A 19,423-nucleotide genomic window follows, 5' to 3' on the forward strand; every position below is an offset into this window, starting at 1 on the left:
AATTTGATGTAAAGTTCAAATATAACAGTGGTTTAGGTCAAAATATGCAAGTGAATTTTTGAGTGTGAAAAGGTATCGAATCGGTCACGTTTCTAAAGAGGCAAGCCTGCGGGACTCATGCAGGCTTGGTGTTTATTTAATGTTTTACCACTACAACGCTGGATAATCGATGTAGCCTTTTTCGTTGCCGCCGAACAGAGTGGCGCCATCGAGATCGGATAGTTCGCTGCCGTTTTGTAGGCGTGAAACGAGATCTGGGTTTGCTACGAATGGGCGACCAAATGCGACAAGGTCGGCGTAGCCTTTGCTTAACACTTCTTCGGCGCGTTCTGGTGTGTAGCTGCCAGCAACGATGATGGTGTTAGAGAACAACTCTCTTAGTTCGACACGGAAGCTTTCAGGTATCACAGGCGCGTCATCCCAATCGGCTTCTGATAGATGCAGATAAGCGATATTACGAGCTTGCAGTTTCTTTGACGCTTCTAAAATCGTTGGCACGATGTCTGGACAGTTCATGTCTTTGAAGGTGATGAATGGGGCCAAACGTACGCCCACTTTGTCAGCACCAATCGCATCAATCACTGCATCCACCACTTCGATTAGAAAACGAAGTCGGTTCTCGCGACTGCCACCATAGTTGTCGGTGCGTTTGTTTGAGTTGGTTCTTAGGAACTGATCGATGAGGTAGCCATTACCACCGTGGATTTCCACTCCGTTGAACCCTGCCTCGACAGCTTTTTTCGCTGAGTTAGCAAAATCTTGAACAACACGATCGATATCGGCTTGGGTCATCTCTCTTGGTTGGATGCAATCCACCATGTTGCCGTTACCATTTTCATCAGAGATCCAAACCTGCGTTTCTATGGGTGCCAGTGCAGAAGGTGCAATCGGCAACTCGCCTTTTTGAAAGGTAGGGTGTGATACTCGGCCTACGTGCCATAGTTGGCAGAATATCGCGGCACCTTGCTCTTTTGCTGCTGTGGTGACTGATTTCCAACCTTCGATTTGCGCATCGGTATAAACGCCGGGTGTGAATGAGTAACCTTGAGAGTCATCTGAAATTTGTGTGGCTTCAGTGATGATTAGCCCTGCACTTGCTCGTTGTTGGTAATAAGTCGCCATCATGTCGTTTGGCACGTTTCCAGGTTGGCTAGTGCGAGCGCGTGTCATGGGTGCCATAACCACACGGTTTTGCAGCTCTAGGCCTTTCAGTTCTGATGTTTCGAATAACTTGTTCATGATCTCTACCTTTATGAATTTTTAGTGCTGTGCCAATTCCAGTTTGATAATGAATTGGCACTTTGAAGTTACGGAGTTCTTAAATTATTTAGCTTCTGTGGGTGCAAATATTGAGTTGCTTTGTGGTTTCTCTTTTCGGTTAGCTTTAGCGATTAAGAACAAGCCGACGATAGGAACCACAACGGCTGCGAACGGAATCATTCCTGCGCCTAGTTGGCTGTCGAGTACCATGCCGCCAAGGAATCCACCAAAGGCATTGGCTAAGTTAAACGCTGATATATTCGCAGTTGCTGCTAGCTCTTGCCCTTCGCCACCGTGGTTCATTACTCGAAGTTGCATGGCAGGGACGTTTGCAAATGATGCAATACCAAAGACAAATGCGGCTGCAACGAAGAGGATTTTGTTGTCTACCACAAGGCCAACTACCACCAATGACACGATCATTGCGATAGCCCAAAACATTGAAGCTTTGCCTAGGTTTTTATCTGAAGAGCGTCCGCCCAAGGTGTTACCGATGATTAAGCCAACACCCACAATCACTAAGATCCAAGTCACTGATTCTTGACTGTAACCTGTGATGTGCATGGCGATTGGCGCAAGGTAGCCGTAAAGCGTCATGAAGCCAGACCAAGCAAAAGCGGTGATTGCTAAGCTGATCAGTAACATTGGATTTTTGAATGCTAGAAGCTGAGTTTTGATGTCTTTCGCTTCACTGTGACCGGTCGATTTAATCGAAGTCAGAATGGCAAGCATCGCGATAGTGCCAAGTGCTGCCACGGTAAAGAAAGTAGTGTGCCAGCCGAATTGCAAGCTGACCCATGTACCAGCTGGAACGCCAAGAACGTTAGCGAGTGTTAAGCCTGCGAACATTTGGCCAACGGCACGACCTGCCATTTTTTCAGACACTAAGTTGGTTGCAACAACCGCACCGATTCCATAAAAAGGGCCTTGCACTAAGCCTGCGATAACACGGCTGGCAAGTAGAAGTGGGTAGCTAGGAGCAAGAGCTGATAAGACATTACCGATGATGAACAGTGCCATTAAGCCAATCAGCACCATCTTCTTGTTAAAGCGAGCAAGGTAGATGGTTAAGATCGGTCCACCGATAACGATAGCCAACGCGTAGGCACTGATAAGGTAGCCAGCTTGACCTTCTGTGATTGAAAGTGATGTGGCGATCTGTGGAAGAATGCCTGCGATAACAAACTCAGCCGTGCCGATTGCAAATGCAGCGAGTGTCAGTATCCAAACTTGGAATGGAATCTTTTCTTTATGGGTAGTTTCTTTATGGATAGTTTCTTGGTGGACGGTTTCTTGTTTCATGATGATCTACCTATGTAAATTCTTGTTTGTTAGGACGTTGAGATACACGCCCTAACGATTGTTCTTTATGTCTTTGCTTCTTTGCGGAGTGTTAGCCGAGTAGAGCGCCGCCATCGATGTCGATGATTGACCCAGTGACGTATGGGTTATTAATTGCGAACAGGTAACCCATGGCTATCTCTGAAGGCTCGCCAACCTTGCCTGCGGGTAGGTTGTTTTTGGCGTTGTCGTACATGCTTGTACGATCGGAATCGTCCATGTTTTTGTAGGCTTCCGTCATGGTTAAACCTGGGCTAACTGCATTGACTCGAATGGGTGATAGCTCTTTCGCCAGTATTTTGGTTACGCTTTCTAGTGCGGCGTTGATGGCGGTTTTTACGTAAGTGCCTGCCACAACCTTGCGTGACAACATGCCTGTCGTGAAGGTGATAGAGCCGTTTGGCGTCATATAGCGTGCTGCATGTTTGGCTACGTTTAAGCTGCCCCAAAACTTAGTATCAAAAGCTGTCTTAGCGTTTGCGGTTGCTACGTCTGTTACTTTTCCTGCGGGAGCGGATGAGCCAGCCGTTACGATTAAGTGGTCAAACACGCCAATCGATTCGAAGTATTCACAAATCGACTTTTCATCGGTGATATCAACGCCTGTGTGTCGGCTGGCAATATGTACCGTGTTGTTCTCGTTTCTTAGTTGCATCGCTAGTGCTTTGCCGATACCTGATGTGCCACCAATGATGACGAAAGTGCGTTGCTCTTGTTTAGTCGATTCGTTAGTCATTCTCTGAATTCCTGCGTTGTTCTGTTGATGTTTGCCATTATATTTATTCGACTAAATTTGATAATTGGTTAAAATATAAATTCATTATTCGGTTAAGCTGAATAGTGTGACTGAGTATTCAAATCGAGCATTAAGATCGAGAAGTAAGACGAAGAGGTGGAAGCGAGAATCGTATGGATAAGTTTTCAGATATGGCGATGTTCGTCAGTATTGTTAAGCATCACGGGTTAGCGGCGGCGGGGCGCGAACTGGGTTTATCGCCTGCGACCATGACAGCAAGGCTGCAGGCGCTTGAAGAACGATATGGTGTGAAGTTGTTGAATCGAAGTACGCGTCATGTGTCTTTGACCGACTCTGGAGATCTGTATCACAAGGCATGTTTGGAGATTTTAGACAACGTCAGTGAGGCCGAAAACCTGATTCAAAATGGCGTAAAAGAAGTCAAAGGCTCGCTAAAAATCGCCGCGCCAAAAGACATCGGAAAGCAGTACATTCTTCCTATTTTGTCGGAGTTTTGCCAGCAGTATCCGGACGTTATTCCTTACCTGTATTTGAACGATAACCTCTCGAACATTGCTGAATCTGGCATGGATATCGTGGTCCGTTATGGTGAACTGGTCGACAGCAGTTTGATATCCAGACGCTTATCGCCAAGCCGACGTGTGTTGTGCGCTTCTCCTGAATACCTCGCTAAACACGGGACGCCGTTGACGCCGCAAGACTTGGTTGAACACGACTGTTTGGCGATGCTGCGGAGTAATGAAGAGCTCAAGACATGGCACTTCCAAGATCATGATATGAAGAAGGCTGTGACGGTTGTGCCGAAGCGATTTTCAGATGATGGTGAAGTGATTCGGTACTGGGCATTAAAAGGTGAGGGCATTGCGCTTAAATCGGTGCTGGATGTGCAAGACGACATCAATAACCAACGCCTTGTGACTCTGCTTAATGGCTACATGAAAAACTTCAATACCGCGATGTCGGTGTCGAGCGCCGACTTGAATGTGGTGTACATCAGCAAGAAATATCAGCCGAAGCGTATCCGACTGTTTTTGGATTTTCTGTTTGAGCGGTTTGGCGATTGGGTTGAAAAGTCTAGTTAGATTGGCGAATCGGCCGCACATGACAGATCTCTCGAACTCGGCACCCGGCTACGGACAGAGAACATTGAACTGGTTATGATACGAGCAACATAAGGACGTGATTGGAGAGAGAAATGAAAGTCGTCGGAGATACGGTTATCAAACCTTTTCATAAGGCAACCTGCCATTGCGGTGCGGTTGAATTAGAGCTTAGCTTACCTAACGGGATAGAAAAACCACGTCGTTGTGATTGCTCTATCTGTCGTCGCAGGGGAGCGATTGTGGGCTCTGTTGCGCTGGATGGCATCAAGATCCTCAAAGGTGCGGAGCATCTTAAACTTTATCAATTCAATACCAACACCGCGAAGCATTACTTCTGCTCAAACTGCGGTATCTATACCCATCACCAACGCCGCTCAAGCCCAAATGAATACGGTTTTAACATCGGCTGTTTGGAAGGGGTGAACCCTTTTGATATTGGCGATGTGGTGACTAATGATGGTGTCAATCACCCTGCTGATCGTTAAGTCGTTACACAATATAAAAGGAATTAATTATGTCTGAATATGGAGCGGTCATTCGCTGGCAAAAAGCGGAAGATGAAGCCTTTAGCGACAACCAATACAGTCGCGGTCATACGTGGGAGTTCGATGGTGGTATCACTTTGCCTGCTTCATCTTCTCCTCATGTTGTGCCACTGCCGTTTTCGGTGGAAGCGAATGTCGACCCTGAAGAAGCCTTTATTGCGGCACTGTCTAGCTGCCATATGCTGACGTTTTTGGGTATTGCTGCAAAGCAGAAGTATGTGATCGATTCTTATGTGGATGATGCAATCGGCGTGTTGGAAGAAGATGAATCAGGCCGCTCATCGGTCACTAAGGTGACTCTGCGACCTGACATTGTGTTCTCCGGGTCTAAGATACCAACCGCCAAACAACTCGACAAACTGCACCACTTGGCGCACAAAAACTGCTTTATCGCGAACTCGGTAAAAACGGACATTGTGGTAGAAACTAAAGCGTAAACCACACACGTTAACATCCAAAAACCGCGAGGTTGCTTAGTGCATCACTGGCGGTTTTTTTGTGTCTGTGTAATCCTACGTACGGTTTTAATTGAGTGACAGTTAGAAAGTTTTGAGAGATAGGTAGAGAGCTCTTGAATGGTAGGAATAGATTGATTAGCAGAGAGTTATGTTTAGCGTCCCATTGAATAGTTTTGTACATCGTGTGAGTGATAAAAGCCAAGTGATGGTGTATGCTGCGGAATGTGGATGTCAGTTGAAACGAGTTCGTCGTTCGCGTAATTGGCTGTTGGTCGCTCAAGAGTATCAACTCGTTGAATTTAAAACGATGTTAACCCATGAAAAAGACGGTTGGATAGCAATTGCAATCGACAAAGTGCTGCCTAAACCCGTGGTGTGTTTGGCATCTCTGTTGGCCGCTACACCTTCAATGACTGTGGCTCAGCTGGTGATGGAATCTGGATGTTCAATGGCCGAAGCAAGACGTGCTATTGATGAACATGAAGGTCTGTAGGCGTATTCAAATCGTGTGAAAAGAGAATTGCGAGCAGCAAAAAGCCCGTAACGATATTGCGCTGGAAAACGTCATATCGTTACGGGCTTTATCATCTGTGCTGCTGTTAAGCTAAGCCATGCGGCTTATGAAGCATTGAATCGATTAAGAGTTCGCTACTTTTACACGAATCGTGTTTTTGCCAAGCTTTGACAAGTTCAGCTTGTTTAGTGCCGCTTTAGCTTCTTCTTGCTCTGGCATTTCAACAAAAGCGAAGCCTTTTGAGTCGCCAGTTTCTTGGTCTAAAACTAGGCTGCACTCTTTTACTGAGCCAAACTCAGAAAATAGCACACGGATGTCTTGCTCAGAGGTAGAGCGCGATAGGTTACGAACTAGAAGTTTCATAATAAACCTTGAATATGAATTTACGCCGAGCATTGTCGCACACTTTCATGCTCACCCTCACAAATAATTACTCTAATCATTTCTTTGGTAATGTGTCGCTCTATTTACCGATTAAGCGAGCTGTTTACCTGCTAGCCGCGGTTTATCGTGATATCTGACACGAATCCATGCTCTGTGCTGGTCAACGCCTGTTGTAGCATCTGAGCGGCTTCTTGCGCGGTCATAAAGCTCGAGGTATCCATGCCTTTACCGCTTGTATTCCAAAACTCGGTCGCCATTCCTCCAGGGTAAACCGCCACGATTTTCATCGGGTGACCTTTTAGCTCTAACCTTACCGATTCGATAAAGCCTTTCACGGCCCATTTTGCCGCGCAGTAGGTGGACTCTTCAGCTTTAGCACCTTGTGCCGCCGTCGACATCACCACAGCGATGGTGACCGATTGATCTTTGTAGCGCTGTACAAGCTCGCGAATCAAAAAGATCGAAGACTCAATATTGTTCTTCAGCATGTCGCTGATGATGGTTGGATCTTGCTGTTCTATCTTACCGAAGTACCCACTGCCAGCGCTGTGGATCACCAGCTTCGGCATTTCAGGTAACGCATCCAATAACTCGCTCACTGAGTGCGGGTCACAGAGATCACACGCTTGGCTAATGGTATTCGCAGGTAGGCCTTGCGCCACTTCTGCTAAACGTTGTGCATTGCGACCTGTAATGGCTACGCGCTGAGCGTCGGCGTTAGCATATTGTTTCGCGAGAGCTGCGCCTAAACCGCTGCTTGATCCGGTAATTAAAATCATACTGTCTTCAATTTGTAGAGTTGATTCGAGATAGTAAGGGGCTAGGCTAAGATTTTCTGAGATCTATGGCTAAAGTTGATCGATAGCCTGGTTGATAGGTTAATAGCTTGGGTGATCGGTCGAGCGGTAAGGCTGAGCTAAGAAAGTGGGGGAAAGCCGTTAAGAATCGACGGGTTTAGCAAGAAATAACAGCGTTAAAAAACAACGAACTAACAAGTAAAAGCGCCGGCATAGAGCCAGCGCTTTTGAGTAATCATAAGTGATTATTCGTCGTCGAACTGTTTGATCGTGAACGCGTCTTCGATTCGGTTAAGCTCTTCTTGTTCTTTCACTCGCTTCTCTTCTTGCAGAGTCGCTCTCGTTTCGTTGAAACGTTTTTTCTCTGACTTAGTCAGGAATTTTACAGCTTTTTTGTTGGTCAGTGCGTAAGCAACTACGTCTTCACCTTTTTCTCTGCGGTCGTTTACGCGTTGTGAGAAACGTTCATTGTCGCGAGCTTTACGCTCCGCTGAGGTCAACTTGCTCATGCTTTAAAGCCTTTTCAATTATTCATGGTAGGGAATCTACGCTTAGCGAAACAAATGGGGACTGCTTAGTGTCAGTCTAGTCCATTTGTATGCTGGTGGCGCATCTTAGCACAATGGCTTGAGCATGCAGGTATGCTATTCGAGGGATCAAACAAAACAGCCCACAATTTTCGTTGTGGGCTGTTTTGTTACGTACTGTAGATGTAGTCATCGATTTAAAACTAAGAATCAGAAACGGCAGCTAAATCAAATCTTCTCTATGTATAAGATGACCTCTCCGACTTTAAAGCCAAACTTGGACATCTCAGTCTTGTTGAATAAGCGCTTGTCGTCCATCAAGAACATCCAATCATCGAGCACCACTTCATAGGTGCTGCCGTCTACTTCAATCTCTAAGTCATATTTCCAATACAGCGCAGAACCTTGGGTTTCACCATAAGCGGTTCCAACGACATCGTTGGCAGTCCCAGAATAGGTGTTTTCGCCCGTTTTGATTAGATTCCAAACGCGAGTTGAGCGCTCGCCATCAGCAAAAGAGAACCACTCTTTTATTTCTCCGTTGTCACCGTCCCAAGTCGCGATCAGTTTGGCATCAAAGCGGCGCAGTAAGTTACCAGAGCGGTCTAGCACCATGCCGTAGGCCATTAGCTCGCCATTAAAAAAGGTTTCAAGCTTGAGCTCTGGCGTAGTGTCGACATGGTCTTCTAAACTTGCAGAGCCACAGCCCACTAGCCAAGTGAGTGAAAAAAATGCCAGAGCAAATTTTATTATTGTTGTTTTTGGATTCATTTGTTCAAACCTAAAAGTTGTTTACGAAGACCGGGTTCAGAGGTGTTTTCAGATAACCAAATCGCTAGAAAGGCTTCACCAAATTGCTTGTCTTGAATGATGCCGATCGGTTGTTCATCGAAATAAAAGCGACTCACGTTATCTTCTGCGACACGAATCGTGAGTGTGCTTCCTTCTTCCACGTTCGGCCACATCGCGTATAAGGGTTTTAACCAACGCTGAATGTTGCTGTTAGAGTAGCCAAGCTTGTTCCACTGATCTTCGGTCGCGTCTACGAGGTCTTTGCTATCGATAGAGCGGTAATACTCAAGCTTCAAAGCTCGTTCAGAGTTGGTTGGAGTCGCGTAGAATTCTGCGGAGTAGAGAGTCCAAAATAGGTAACTCATTTCACCCTCACCACGTTTGTTTAGATCATCGACAGCAGAGGCTCTAGCGTGTCCGGCAAATAACAGCGCAGCAAAGATTAACGGGAGAGTAATAAAGCTTAGAAGTGTGTTTTTTGCTTGCTGATGAGCGCGAACAATACCTCGCTCAGGTTTGAACGTTTGTGTCGGGTTGCGTGGATAAGCCATAAGTCACCTCGTTATTGCCATTTTAGGTTGTATTAAGTTGGAGTAGGCGGCCACCAGTAAGGGCAACAAAATCCCCCAACTTATTGCAAGGGCAGCAACTACCGATGCATCTGGCCAAGTAGTAAGAAGAGCACCTGCTTTTATGCCTCCCCAATAACTACTAGTACCTGCTACGAACCCTATGACAAACAAGATCACTTTCGAGCATTTTAAAAGCCAATTTAGGCTGTGGTTAAAACTGATTAAGAACATGATCCACAGGCAGACAAGCCACACCGGGAACCACGATTGATTCGCAATTTCAGAGTCGACGGCAAACACGCCGAAGTGGAGTAAGAGGCTATCAAGCAATAGCCCCAATGGTAATAAAATGAGTATCTTCAAATCGCTACTGCGAGTCGGTGATAGAAGGAAGTGAACCACTACAATCAGTGGTGTGACGAACGGGGCTTGCGCGGTAAAGAAAGCACTGCAAACCCAGGTCGCTTGAAACAGTACGAGATTAATAATCCAAAACCGCTTCATCTTTTTCTCCAAAGTAACGAGGTTTTCTTGCGACTACATGGTGAGTGCTGATCACGCGCTCTTTGAATGCGCCTTCACAGTAGCAGAAGTAGAAGGTCCATAAGCGTTTAAACTCTTCTGAATAGCCGAGAGACTCTAGCTCTTCCCAACTATTTTCAAAGGCGATGTTCCAATCATTCAGCGTTCGAGCGTAGTGCAGGCCAATGTCATCAATTTCTTGAACCACAAGGTCGGTGCTGGTCGCAAGGTGTTGGGTCATCACTGAAACAGAAGGTAGGCAACCGCCGGGGAAGATGTACTTCTGAATAAAGTCGACACCTTTACGGTATTTGTCGTAACGGCTGTCAGCAATAGTAATTGCTTGAATCAGCATCTTGCCTGAGGGCTTAAGTAGCGAGGAACATTTTTCAAAGAAGGTTTGTAGATACTCATGTCCGACCGCCTCTATCATCTCGATCGAAACCAACTTGTCATACTCACCAGTGAGATTGCGATAATCCTCTTTGAGCAGGGTGATTTTGTCGGTTAAACCAAGCGCTTTTACTCTCTGTTCAGCAAGTGCATGTTGGGCATCTGAGATCGTGGTAGTGGTGACGTGGCAACCGTAGTGTTGCGCCATGAAGATGGCTAAGCCGCCCCACCCTGTGCCTATCTCGACCACGCTATCTTTCTCAGACAGTTCTAGTCGCTCACAGATGGTTTTCATTTTGTTTTGTTGAGCCTTCGACAAGGTTTCTGCGTCTTCGCTGTAGATTGCGGAAGAGTACTGCATCGAGCTATCTAAGAAGCGCTCATACAGCTCGTTGCCAATATCGTAGTGGGCGAGAATATTTCGCTTAGAGCCTTGCTCGGTGTTGGCATTCTTACGACGCAGCAATAGGTTTTTGATGCGAGAAATCCATTGTGTCTTGTCATCAAGCTCATCCAATTGGGCTTGGTTACGAGCCATGATTTGAATCACACGCGTTAGATTTGGGCTGGTCCATTTACCATCGATGTACGCTTCAGATGCGCCGATACTGCCGTTGATGACCACATCTCTAAAAAAGGTCGCATCATGAATCACGATTCGACCTTTCAAGTCTGCTTCTCGATCACCGAACACCGAATGCTGGTCGCGCTCAATGATCTCGAGCGTCGCGAATTGCAGGCTTTCTAACACCTTGAAGATTAAAGCTCGATATTTACAGTTGCTTGAAACAGCAACGGCTTTAGCTTGTTGTTCAATATTGTTGTTTTGTTTGGCAAGCTGTTCCATGTAAACCTCGCTGATAACTCATTCTAATATTTTGTGCCAACTAAGCTGAGTTCTGCTCCTTGATTGGAGCGAACCCAAGCTTCAATTGAGTTCTTTCATGTGCGCTTAAGACGTTGAGTCTGGATGCGCCACAAACGGTACTTTTTTCAGGAATAATTTGAGAGCCTGATAATAAATTCCCATCACGACTTTTATCGTCATCGCCGGAATCTTGAATACCGTTCGTCTAATGTTTGTCTTGGTTACTGACTGCTTCGTCAGAGCCAGTGTCGCATCGAAAAGCTTGTCGTCTCGGCGGCTTTCGATGTGAACTAACGTGCGTTTCGCTGGTGGCTTAATCTTCCAAAAATAAGTCATGTTCAAATCCATGAACGGCGAAACGTGAAACTCTTTTTTTACCTTCAATTCTTGGTGCATGTCGATGAGATAGTAGTGTCTTTCTCGCCAAGGCGTGTTACTCACCTCAGCCAACATGTACTTACAATCTCCAGTCTCGTCATAACAGAAGAAACAGTTGATTGGGCTGAAGTAGATGCCTAAACAGCGGCACTGAGCCAGCATCGTCACACGGTTTGAATCAGACCAAACCCCACCAAGTTGTTGCACTTTGGAAGCTATACGTTGCTTAAGTGATTTTGGTTCATCCGTGGTGACATTTTCTTTTTTTTCAGCGAGATAATCCGATTCGACAAAGCGAATCGGGTTGTACCAACGAGTTCCGAACAGCGCACTGCGCGCTGTGGTTTGGGGCAGCTCATCAAGATCTAACCCCATCATATACAGCTGATAGCTGAACTCATGAGTGATGTCGCCAAAGCGGCGATGTCTGACGTTACCCCAATAGATACCGCTGAGCTCTTCACTCTTTTCGGATGCGATCCCCATCTCGGGTGTCAGGGTTTGACTGTTCATAGCGCGGAACTCGTACTCAAATCTAAACCGAAGCGTTTGGTCACATCGAGTGCACTGTGGACACCGTCTTCATGGAAGCCGTTATACCAATAAGCGCCAGCAAAGTGCGTCTGGTTTTTGCCACAGATTTGCTCACGCTTGTGCTGAGCTTCGACCGTGTTCGAATTAAGTACCGGGTGATGATAAACAAAGCTGCGAATAATTTTTTCTGGGTCGATGGCTTCGCTTTGATTCAAGGTGACACAGAAGGTGTCTTGGCTTTCGATGCCTTGCAGAATGTTCATGTTGTACGTGACACAGGCAGGTCGTTTACTGTCGCCATCCAACATGTAGTTCCAGCTTGCCCAAGCCAGTTTTCTGTCTGGTAACAAGCGAGTATCGGTGTGCAGAACCACTTCATTGCGGCTGTATGGGATCTCGCCCAGTACCTGTTGCTCTTGTTCTGTTGCATCACCAAGCAAGCGTAAGGCTTGGTCTGAGTGGCAAGCAAAGATTACTTCGTCGAAACCTTGTGCGCTGCCATCTTCAAATTCAATCGTGACGCCTGTTTCTTGGCGAGTCACTTGTTTAATCGATGTATTCAGTGCAACAGTCTTACTTAGGCGTGAAAGGATGATTTCAACATAAGAACGCGATCCCTTTGGTATCACATACCACTGAGGACGGTTCGCGATATCGAGCAATCCATGGTTGTAGAAAAACTGAATGAAGAACTTGAGCTCAAACTCTTCCATTTCTTCCAAGCTTGTCGACCAAATCGCCGCGCCCATCGGTAAGATGTAGTGCTGGCTGAAAAAGCCGGAAAATTGATTATCTCGTAGGAAACTGCCAAGGGTAACGTCTGGTGTGAATTCATTGCTTTCAAACTGAGCCTTACACAGCTTGTTGAACTTGAGAATGTCAGACACTAAAGACCAGAACTGAGGTTTGAAGATGTTGCTCCTCTGCGCGAACAACGAATTAATGCTGTGGCCGTTGTACTCGAACTTAGTGGTGGTGTTGTGGACGCTGAAGCTCATCTCAGTCGGTTGCCTTTCGACACCGAGTTGTTCTAGAAGCTGATTGAAATTCGGGTAGGTTCGATCGTTGAATACGATGAAACCTGTATCTATCGAAAACGCCGAGCCTTGATGTTCAATATCAACGGTCGCGGTGTGGCCCCCAACGTAATCGTTCTTTTCGAATACTGTTACGTCGTGGTGCTTATCTAATATATGCGCGCAAGTGAGTCCAGAGATACCTGAACCAATAATGGCGATTTTCTTCATTGTTATACCATCCTTGAAGCGAGTTTTTGCCAAACTGGAGTTGGAAGCATTCTTAGTAGCTTCATCAACATGATGAATCGTCTTGGGAAATCAATTTCACTCTTTCCTTGAGCGATACCATTTACGATTCGCTGAGTTGCGGCCTCACTACTAATAATCATAGGCATAGAGAACGTATTTCGCTCGGTTAATGGCGTTTCAACAAAGCCAGGGTGCACAATTGAGACATGAATGTTGTGCGTTGCCAGATCAACCGAAAGTGTTCTGCCTAAGTAGGTGAGGGCTGCCTTTGAAGCGCCATAAGCCTCGGCTCTTGGCAAAGGTACAAAGCTGGCGCTGGAGCTGACTAAAACCAAACGGCCGCCGGGCTTGATGTTTTTTAACCAAGCTTTAAGGGCGTAGCCAATTGAAATTAGGTTTATGTTGATGACGCGCTCAAAAAGCTCGGCATCAAAGTTCACTGGGTCGTCGATGTACTCACAATCACCTGCATTTAAAATCAGCAGGTCGAGCGGCTTGTCTTGGTCGAGTTCTGGAAAGTTGTGGTAATCAGTCAGATCGAAACAGAGCGGTGTAATTGATGAATGCGCGATGTCTGTATCGTGAGAATCAACTAAGGCTTGCAGTTTGTCTGGATTGCGGCCACAAGCAATCACCTGATGCCCTTGCTGAGCGTAATCTTTAGCTAGGGATTGGCCGATACCTGAGGTCGCGCCTGTAATCATAATATGCATTATCGACTCGCTCTCTTTTTGATGGATTTTATCGCGCAGCCCAGTACTGGAATGTGTTCATACAACATAGAACCGACGTCGAGGTAGTCTCTGTGGTAAATCACTTGACCGTCGAGCATCTTGAGATGGCTGTGTCCTTGTACTTCGATTGGCTTTTGCCCATTTAATTGCTTGTGAGCAAACTGCATCGTCCAGTAAACGGAAGCTTCGTCGTTCGCTTCGAAAGTGTGTTCGATATGAAAGTAACAGCTGGTTACTTGGGTGTAGAGGTTCTCGAAGTAGTGCGTAAGCGCCGAAATACCGCTGACATGATGCAGCGGATCTTGGAATTCAATATCAGGGTGATAAACCGTCTTAAGCACGTCGAAATTGTCGGTTCCGAGTTCTCGATACATGTTGAGAAAGTTATCAAGCCATAGAGAGTTATCCATAATATTCACTCTAATTATTTGAAGAAGGCTAAGGCTCTCAATCGTGCTTCTTTATGCTCAACGATGGGTTGCCAGTATTCGCTGTCTATTCCGTTTTTAGCGATAAAGTCATGTGGAAAATGTACATGCTTATCTGGGATATTTTGCAGCTCTGGTATGTACTTACGAATAAAAATTCCTTTTGGATCAAACTTTTCACTCTGAGTGATTGGATTGAAAATTCGGAAGTAAGGTTGAGCATCACAGCCAGTACTTGAAGCCCACTGCCAGCCACCATTGTTGGCACTAAAGTCTCCGTCGATAAGGTGCGACATAAAGAAACGCTCGCCCCAACGCCAGTCAATAAGCAGGTGCTTGGTTAGGAAGCTTGCCACCACCATTCTTAGTCTGTTGTGCATCCAGCCCGTTTCAACCAGTTGACGCATTGCGGCATCAACCAATGGATATCCTGTTTTTCCTTCGCACCAAGCTTTGAAGCTAGGATGATCGTGATACCAATCTAAACCATTGTATTTTTGCTGAAAGTTAGCACCTTTGACCAGTTTAGGGTGGTGGAACATCAAATGCTTATAAAAATCTCGCCAAATCAATTCATTGAGCCAACAAAAGGCCGGTAATTGCGTATCAAATAACAGATCGGGTTGCTGCTGAATCAATTGAATCGCTAACCAACGTGGGCTCACGGCGCCAATCGCTAAATAAGGTGATAGCCCCGATGTTCCTTTAACTGAGGGAATATCTCTCAGACGTGCGTAGTCGTTGACTTTATTGCCTAAGAAATTGGGGATCACATTGCCCAATACATCTTGGCTTAATGGCCAGCGACTCGAATCAACACGCGGAAAATCGAAATCATAGTCAGCAGAGATGGTTAAGGCTTGTAAGTCGTCAGGAAGCTGTGTTTGTGAACGTTCAGCTGACTCGACAGGAGCTGGACTGCAGATGATGCCTTTCACCTGAACTTCTTTTAACCAAGCGTTCTTAAAGGGCGTAAAGACTTTGAACATCTCGCTTTGTTTGTTGAGAACGCTACCGAGTGGCAGCATAACGTCACAATCGCTGATCTTCAGGTTTAGGCCGCTTGAAATCAGCTTTTTATCGCGAGCTTGTTCATCGACCTCTGGTTCAGAGTTAGCGTAGACGCACTTGGCATCAAGCTGCTGGCACAAATCGATGAGCTGTTTGGATTGGTCGTCAAAGTCGCTAGCTTTCAGGTGAAGCAACGTTATCCCGAATTCAGCGAGCTGGGAATCGAGTTGTTTTAGATGACGATAGATGAAATCAGCTTTGATCGGCGCAAGGTGGTGTTGCCGCCACGTTTGAGGCGTTGAAATGAAAACGGCGGTCGTTACGCCGTTTTCAACTGCCGCGACGAGCGCTGGGTTATCGTGAATCCGCAGGTCTCGTCGTATCCATAGTATGTCGCTCAATATCCGTATCTCAGTTTAAGTTCTTGAGGGTGCGGGTTTAGGTAAACCTGTGATTCTAGGTATTCGTTCGGGTATTCCATCAGGTAGTGATTGATCAGTGTCAGTGGCACTAGCAGTGGAACAACGCCCTCTCTGAATGATGCGATCTGGTTGGTCAGCTCTTGCTTGTGAGCGCTACTCAGTTGTTTTTTAAAGTAACCCTGCAAATGATGCAGCGTATTGGCGTGACTGCCTCGATTCGCGTGATGAGACAACGCCGTCATCAAGCCTTCGATGTATTGAGCCGCTAGTTCGTCGATATCTAAATCATTACCCGCTAGCAGTTTGCCTAAGCTTTTGTAACCCTCAACGTGGTGACACATGACTAGATATTTGTGGGCGCTGTGGAACTGAATCAGTTTGTGCTTGGTCACACCTTCATCCACAAGATCGAGCCATTTTTGGTAAGTGAACACTCGAGTCATGAAGTTTTCACGCAAAATGGGATCGTTAAGGCGGCCGTTTTCTTCAACGGGAAGTAACGGGTTGCCGTCCATAATTTGTTGGGTGAACATGCCTATGCCTGTCGATTCAGAGCCGCGACCATGGTGGTGGTACACCTTCACGCGCTCCATGCCGCAGGTTGGGCTTTTTTGACACACAATAAAGCCAGCAATGTGTTGGTTTTTCTTTGAGTAGTTTTGACCGAACTCGATCAGTTCGTTGGTCACATCACCTGAGCCATCAGGGCGAGAAACATGGATGATGTCATCTAGCATTCTTGTTTGACGAATGGTTGGACGAGGGGTTGGAAGACCAACAGCCATCTCTGGGCAAACAGGTTCCAATTCCACGTAGTCTGCTAGGTCGTCTGTACAAAAACGAGAGCGTTTATGACCTGTGTCGAAACGTACTTTATGTCCAGCAACACATGCACTGATACCGATTTTGATTTTCTTTTCCATTGGCCAACTCCTTTGCTCTTGCTCTGAGCTTTTTCTTATAGTTCAACATTGCTAATCGTATTTACAGAGCTGGGTGTGTTTTTACTTTGACACCGTAGTTGTTTTTATTCAGATGTATTGACGATATACAGGATAGCTTTATGCCATCCTGTATATTTATAGCCTGCAACTGGGTTAATAGATATATTTTCCAAGTGGATTGAATAGTTGGCTCACACCTTTTGTGAAGTAAAGCGCATCACTTGAAACGGTTAAACAGACACAACCTTCTTTTGTTGCCGGTTGATGAGTGTGATTGCCATCCAACCAGATGAAGTCACCTTTGTTGTAAACGCCCATTTCGTCTTCGAAACTGCCCTCTAGAAGAAGCGTGATCTCGAAGCCTTTGTGGGTGTGGCAAGGCACTTGTCCATCTTTGTCGATGTGCAACAAGCTGGTGTGGTGTGCTTCGTCAGCAAAATCGAGTCTTGCTCGTGAAATTTTGCCTAGGTTCATCCAGTCCTTTCTCGCTACTGAGTTTAGAGCGCGAGGGATTGTGAATGTCGTGTCAGCAACAGTTACTTTCTGAACCTCTGGAGTCACTTCAACAGACTGAGAAGTATCAGCTGTGATTTGCTCTATCGCGTCAAAATCAAAGTCCATGTCGTCCATTGAGAAGCTGTCTAGATCTTCATTTGAGAATACTGGCTCTGCGTCAAAAGCATTATTCGCTGCTACAGCTGTAAGCTGCTTGACTTGTTGTTGGCAGTGTTCACACAGCTCTACATGGCTAGAAACAATCAAAGAAACTGAATCAGCCAACGTGCCATCGACGAAGTCTTTCAAGATTGCCGCGTTTGGGTGATGTTTAATCATGGTCTTGTTCCCCCATGTGAACTTTTAATTTGGCTAAAGCGAGTCTCAGACGTGATTTCACTGTTCCAAGTGGGACGCCAAGTTGCTGAGCGAGTTGCTCTTGAGAGAGCTCTTGAAAGTAAACGCCTTTGACGATGGTTTTCTGAGCGAGAGGCAACTTTTCTATTTGAGTCATTACGTGTCGGCTCATCAAATGGTCACCGAATGGCAAATCTTCGCTTTGAGACTCGGCTACCATCGCATCGATTGGCCAGATATCGTCGGCTATCGTTTGTTCGGCTTTCGCTTTCACTTTGCGCAACATGTCGAACGCTGCATTACGCATTACCGTGTAGACCCAAGTGGTCGCAGCGCCTTTATCTACATTGTAGAGATGTGCTTTCTTCCAAACATTAGTCATCGTGTCTTGAACTAGCTCGTTTGCAGCAGCTTCGCCACCCAACTTACTGATACCAAAACGCTTGATCTTAGGAGCGAAGAACTTGAACAAACAGGTGAACGCCTGCTTGTCTCGGTCTGTACCAACCAACACCAGCCAGCTCGAGAGCTCTGTCGGTACTTTGTTGTCTGTAGGTACTTTGTTATCGGGAATAATGACATGCTCCTTGCCGTTCCCTGAACTTCTGCTTTCCACTTGCATAGTAACTAACCATCATGCGAATTTGATGGGCACTACGTGAAAGGAGAAAGTCGGGATCACTTTAATTTAAATTAATTTCTACTATACAAAATTATAGTGAAGAAAAGTGCTTATTGCCCCGTAATGATTTGATTCAAAAAAGGAACTAGAGACGGAAAACTGGCTGGCTCAGTAAATTCTGTTTTCTTTTCCAGTGGGATAGGCATCATTTCGAGCAATCGCGCACAGATCCATTGTGGGCTCTCAAAATCAGGAGTGGGATAGAGTGTTCTTATCGAATCGTGGTCGCGAAACAACTGAACCAAAAAAGCGGTAAACACGTTAGGCACTTTATATTCATCGGTAGGCCAGTGAGGCAACAAGCTGAACTTACTTTTAATCAGGTCATCATCGTCTCGAAACGACCCATGCAATTGCACCAACTTTTCGCCTTCGACATCAATTTCTAATATCTGGTCGTCCGACATATTGAAGTCGACGATGGTCACCTTTGTTCCCCAAGAGCTGAGATGATCAGAGTTAGATTTGTCTTGAGTGGCGATAATGAAACCATCGCCCTGCGCTGCGTGAGCGACCATCGCGAGATACTTTGGCTCAAAAATGCGCAGTCTTTGTCTGCCTCCCGGTAAAAGGAAGATGGGGAGGGGAAACACAGCGAGCTCCAGAGAAGACTCTACGGGTGTTTCTGGTTCGGCGTCTGTCCGCGTGGTCTTCCTAGGTGAATTCGGCACATAGTACTCCTTAGTTCAAATGTGATTTGAGAAGATATACGCGGGGAGGGTGGTGTTCGATCAATTCGCTTCGGCTTATGTTCGTAAAGGGATAGGTATTTTGTTGCACCTGTTCATAAATTCACTGTTTTTACCTTTTTTCATACGCGTCATTATGTAATATATGTACAAATAGTAAGCGAATGGGTAGTCGCCAGACGATGCTTATATCTGACGTTCTTCTATACCTAACATCGCATCAAAGGAATGGTCATGATTGTTATTTATGGTATCAAAGAGTGCTTAAATCCAATTAAGTTGCAGCTCTCCAATGTGTTGCAGCAGTGCTTGAACAGTGAAATGGGTTTACCCGATGACAAGCGAGCACATCGATTTGTGCCATTGGAACGGGATGACTTCTTTTACCCAGAAGGAAGAACAGAAGCCTATACCGTCATTGAGATCAACATGATGGAAGGTCGAGCGGTAAACACCAAAAAGCGTCTAATCAAGAAGATCTTTTCTGAGATTGAAAAGCAGCTCTCTATCTCTCCGATTGATATTGAAATCACCATTAAAGAGCAGCCTTCACATTGTTGGGGTTTTCGAGGGATGACGGGCGATGAAGCACAAGATTTGAAGTACAAAGTGAACGTCTAGGGTTTAAGCTCTTAACTCTTAACTCTT

At 45.9% G+C, this 19,423-nt stretch carries 24 protein-coding genes; 5 read left to right on the forward strand and 19 right to left on the reverse strand.

The window, feature by feature from the left end; genetic code table 11:
• Positions 1 to 150: 150 nt before the first annotated feature.
• The 3 genes from AB4517_RS18495 to AB4517_RS18505 form a co-directional block, all read right to left on the reverse strand.
• Positions 151 to 1,239, reverse strand: coding sequence for an alkene reductase (locus AB4517_RS18495; protein WP_108181054.1), 1,089 nt, complete (start codon positions 1,237 to 1,239; stop codon positions 151 to 153).
• Between the two features lie 84 nt (positions 1,240 to 1,323).
• Positions 1,324 to 2,562, reverse strand: coding sequence for an MFS transporter (locus tag AB4517_RS18500; protein ID WP_102572326.1), 1,239 nt, complete (start codon positions 2,560 to 2,562; stop codon positions 1,324 to 1,326).
• A 91-nt stretch (positions 2,563 to 2,653) separates the two neighbouring features.
• On the reverse strand, positions 2,654 to 3,337 hold the full coding sequence (locus AB4517_RS18505; RefSeq protein ID WP_372149129.1) for an SDR family oxidoreductase: 684 nt from the start codon (positions 3,335 to 3,337) through the stop codon (positions 2,654 to 2,656).
• Positions 3,338 to 3,510: 173 nt separating this feature from the next.
• On the opposite strand from AB4517_RS18505, the gene AB4517_RS18510 reads away from it, so the two are divergent.
• The 4 genes from AB4517_RS18510 to AB4517_RS18525 all read left to right on the forward strand — a co-directional run bounded on the left by AB4517_RS18510 (position 3,511) and on the right by AB4517_RS18525 (position 5,957).
• Positions 3,511 to 4,440, forward strand: a complete 930-nt coding sequence (locus AB4517_RS18510) for a LysR family transcriptional regulator (RefSeq protein WP_108181057.1) — start codon at positions 3,511 to 3,513, stop codon at positions 4,438 to 4,440.
• Between the two features lie 113 nt (positions 4,441 to 4,553).
• Positions 4,554 to 4,946, forward strand: coding sequence for a GFA family protein (locus tag AB4517_RS18515; protein WP_108092624.1), 393 nt, complete (start codon positions 4,554 to 4,556; stop codon positions 4,944 to 4,946).
• A gap of 29 nt (positions 4,947 to 4,975) precedes the next feature.
• Positions 4,976 to 5,443, forward strand: coding sequence for an OsmC family protein (locus AB4517_RS18520; RefSeq protein ID WP_372149132.1), 468 nt, complete (start codon positions 4,976 to 4,978; stop codon positions 5,441 to 5,443).
• 169 nt (positions 5,444 to 5,612) lie between these two features.
• Complete coding sequence (locus AB4517_RS18525; protein ID WP_372149134.1) at positions 5,613 to 5,957, forward strand: ribosome recycling factor family protein; 345 nt, start codon at positions 5,613 to 5,615, stop codon at positions 5,955 to 5,957.
• 144 nt (positions 5,958 to 6,101) lie between these two features.
• On the opposite strand, the gene AB4517_RS18530 is transcribed toward AB4517_RS18525, so the two are convergent.
• The 16 genes from AB4517_RS18530 to AB4517_RS18605 form a co-directional block, all read right to left on the reverse strand.
• Positions 6,102 to 6,341 (reverse strand): RNA-binding protein, encoded by a 240-nt coding sequence (locus AB4517_RS18530; RefSeq protein ID WP_017061273.1) that lies wholly within the window; start codon positions 6,339 to 6,341, stop codon positions 6,102 to 6,104.
• A 131-nt stretch (positions 6,342 to 6,472) separates the two neighbouring features.
• The gene (locus AB4517_RS18535) at positions 6,473 to 7,141 is read right to left on the reverse strand and encodes an SDR family NAD(P)-dependent oxidoreductase (protein WP_017065090.1); all 669 of its coding nucleotides are present in this window, start codon (positions 7,139 to 7,141) and stop codon (positions 6,473 to 6,475) included.
• A 263-nt stretch (positions 7,142 to 7,404) separates the two neighbouring features.
• Positions 7,405 to 7,668: a hypothetical protein gene (locus tag AB4517_RS18540; RefSeq protein ID WP_017061275.1), complete on the reverse strand. Its 264-nt coding sequence runs from the start codon at positions 7,666 to 7,668 to the stop codon at positions 7,405 to 7,407.
• Positions 7,669 to 7,914: 246 nt separating this feature from the next.
• The gene (locus AB4517_RS18545; RefSeq protein WP_017061276.1) at positions 7,915 to 8,457 is read right to left on the reverse strand and encodes a DUF3833 domain-containing protein; all 543 of its coding nucleotides are present in this window, start codon (positions 8,455 to 8,457) and stop codon (positions 7,915 to 7,917) included.
• Positions 8,454 to 9,029, reverse strand: coding sequence for a chalcone isomerase family protein (locus tag AB4517_RS18550; protein WP_372149137.1), 576 nt, complete (start codon positions 9,027 to 9,029; stop codon positions 8,454 to 8,456). Before AB4517_RS18550 ends, AB4517_RS18545 begins: the two co-directional genes overlap by 4 nt.
• Before the next feature lie 3 nt (positions 9,030 to 9,032).
• Positions 9,033 to 9,554, reverse strand: coding sequence for a DUF2878 domain-containing protein (locus AB4517_RS18555; RefSeq protein ID WP_017061278.1), 522 nt, complete (start codon positions 9,552 to 9,554; stop codon positions 9,033 to 9,035).
• Positions 9,532 to 10,812 (reverse strand): cyclopropane-fatty-acyl-phospholipid synthase family protein, encoded by a 1,281-nt coding sequence (locus tag AB4517_RS18560; RefSeq protein WP_017061279.1) that lies wholly within the window; start codon positions 10,810 to 10,812, stop codon positions 9,532 to 9,534. Before AB4517_RS18560 ends, AB4517_RS18555 begins: the two co-directional genes overlap by 23 nt.
• A 105-nt stretch (positions 10,813 to 10,917) precedes the next feature.
• Entirely contained in the window at positions 10,918 to 11,724 is an 807-nt protein-coding gene (locus AB4517_RS18565; protein ID WP_017061280.1) for a DUF1365 domain-containing protein, read from the reverse strand.
• The gene (locus AB4517_RS18570; RefSeq protein ID WP_136974015.1) at positions 11,721 to 12,992 is read right to left on the reverse strand and encodes an NAD(P)/FAD-dependent oxidoreductase; all 1,272 of its coding nucleotides are present in this window, start codon (positions 12,990 to 12,992) and stop codon (positions 11,721 to 11,723) included. Before AB4517_RS18570 ends, AB4517_RS18565 begins: the two co-directional genes overlap by 4 nt.
• A 2-nt stretch (positions 12,993 to 12,994) precedes the next feature.
• The gene (locus AB4517_RS18575) at positions 12,995 to 13,726 is read right to left on the reverse strand and encodes an SDR family NAD(P)-dependent oxidoreductase (protein WP_372149140.1); all 732 of its coding nucleotides are present in this window, start codon (positions 13,724 to 13,726) and stop codon (positions 12,995 to 12,997) included.
• Positions 13,726 to 14,157 carry a nuclear transport factor 2 family protein gene (locus tag AB4517_RS18580; RefSeq protein WP_050647550.1) on the reverse strand — a complete coding sequence of 144 codons (432 nt, stop codon included), beginning with the start codon at positions 14,155 to 14,157 and terminating at the stop codon, positions 13,726 to 13,728. Before AB4517_RS18580 ends, AB4517_RS18575 begins: the two co-directional genes overlap by 1 nt.
• Positions 14,158 to 14,171: 14 nt before the next feature.
• Positions 14,172 to 15,587: a deoxyribodipyrimidine photo-lyase gene (gene phrB, locus AB4517_RS18585; RefSeq protein ID WP_372149143.1), complete on the reverse strand. Its 1,416-nt coding sequence runs from the start codon at positions 15,585 to 15,587 to the stop codon at positions 14,172 to 14,174.
• Complete coding sequence (locus AB4517_RS18590; protein WP_017060965.1) at positions 15,584 to 16,531, reverse strand: DUF523 and DUF1722 domain-containing protein; 948 nt, start codon at positions 16,529 to 16,531, stop codon at positions 15,584 to 15,586. The genes phrB and AB4517_RS18590 overlap by 4 nt, the downstream gene beginning before the upstream one ends.
• Positions 16,532 to 16,705: 174 nt before the next feature.
• A complete protein-coding gene (locus AB4517_RS18595; protein WP_017060966.1) occupies positions 16,706 to 17,386 on the reverse strand; it encodes a ChrR family anti-sigma-E factor in 681 nt (226 codons plus the stop codon).
• Positions 17,379 to 18,026 (reverse strand): sigma-70 family RNA polymerase sigma factor, encoded by a 648-nt coding sequence (locus tag AB4517_RS18600; RefSeq protein WP_017060967.1) that lies wholly within the window; start codon positions 18,024 to 18,026, stop codon positions 17,379 to 17,381. The genes AB4517_RS18595 and AB4517_RS18600 overlap by 8 nt, the downstream gene beginning before the upstream one ends.
• Before the next feature lie 110 nt (positions 18,027 to 18,136).
• Entirely contained in the window at positions 18,137 to 18,757 is a 621-nt protein-coding gene (locus AB4517_RS18605) for an LON peptidase substrate-binding domain-containing protein (protein WP_017065084.1), read from the reverse strand.
• Between the two features lie 252 nt (positions 18,758 to 19,009).
• Between AB4517_RS18605 and AB4517_RS18610 the strand changes: the two genes are divergently transcribed.
• Complete coding sequence (locus tag AB4517_RS18610; protein WP_017060969.1) at positions 19,010 to 19,396, forward strand: tautomerase family protein; 387 nt, start codon at positions 19,010 to 19,012, stop codon at positions 19,394 to 19,396.
• Positions 19,397 to 19,423 lie beyond the last annotated feature (27 nt).

It is taken from the genome of Vibrio sp. 10N.222.52.C3 (assembly GCF_041474195.1).
Taxonomy (GTDB): Bacteria; Pseudomonadota; Gammaproteobacteria; order Enterobacterales; family Vibrionaceae; genus Vibrio; species Vibrio crassostreae_C.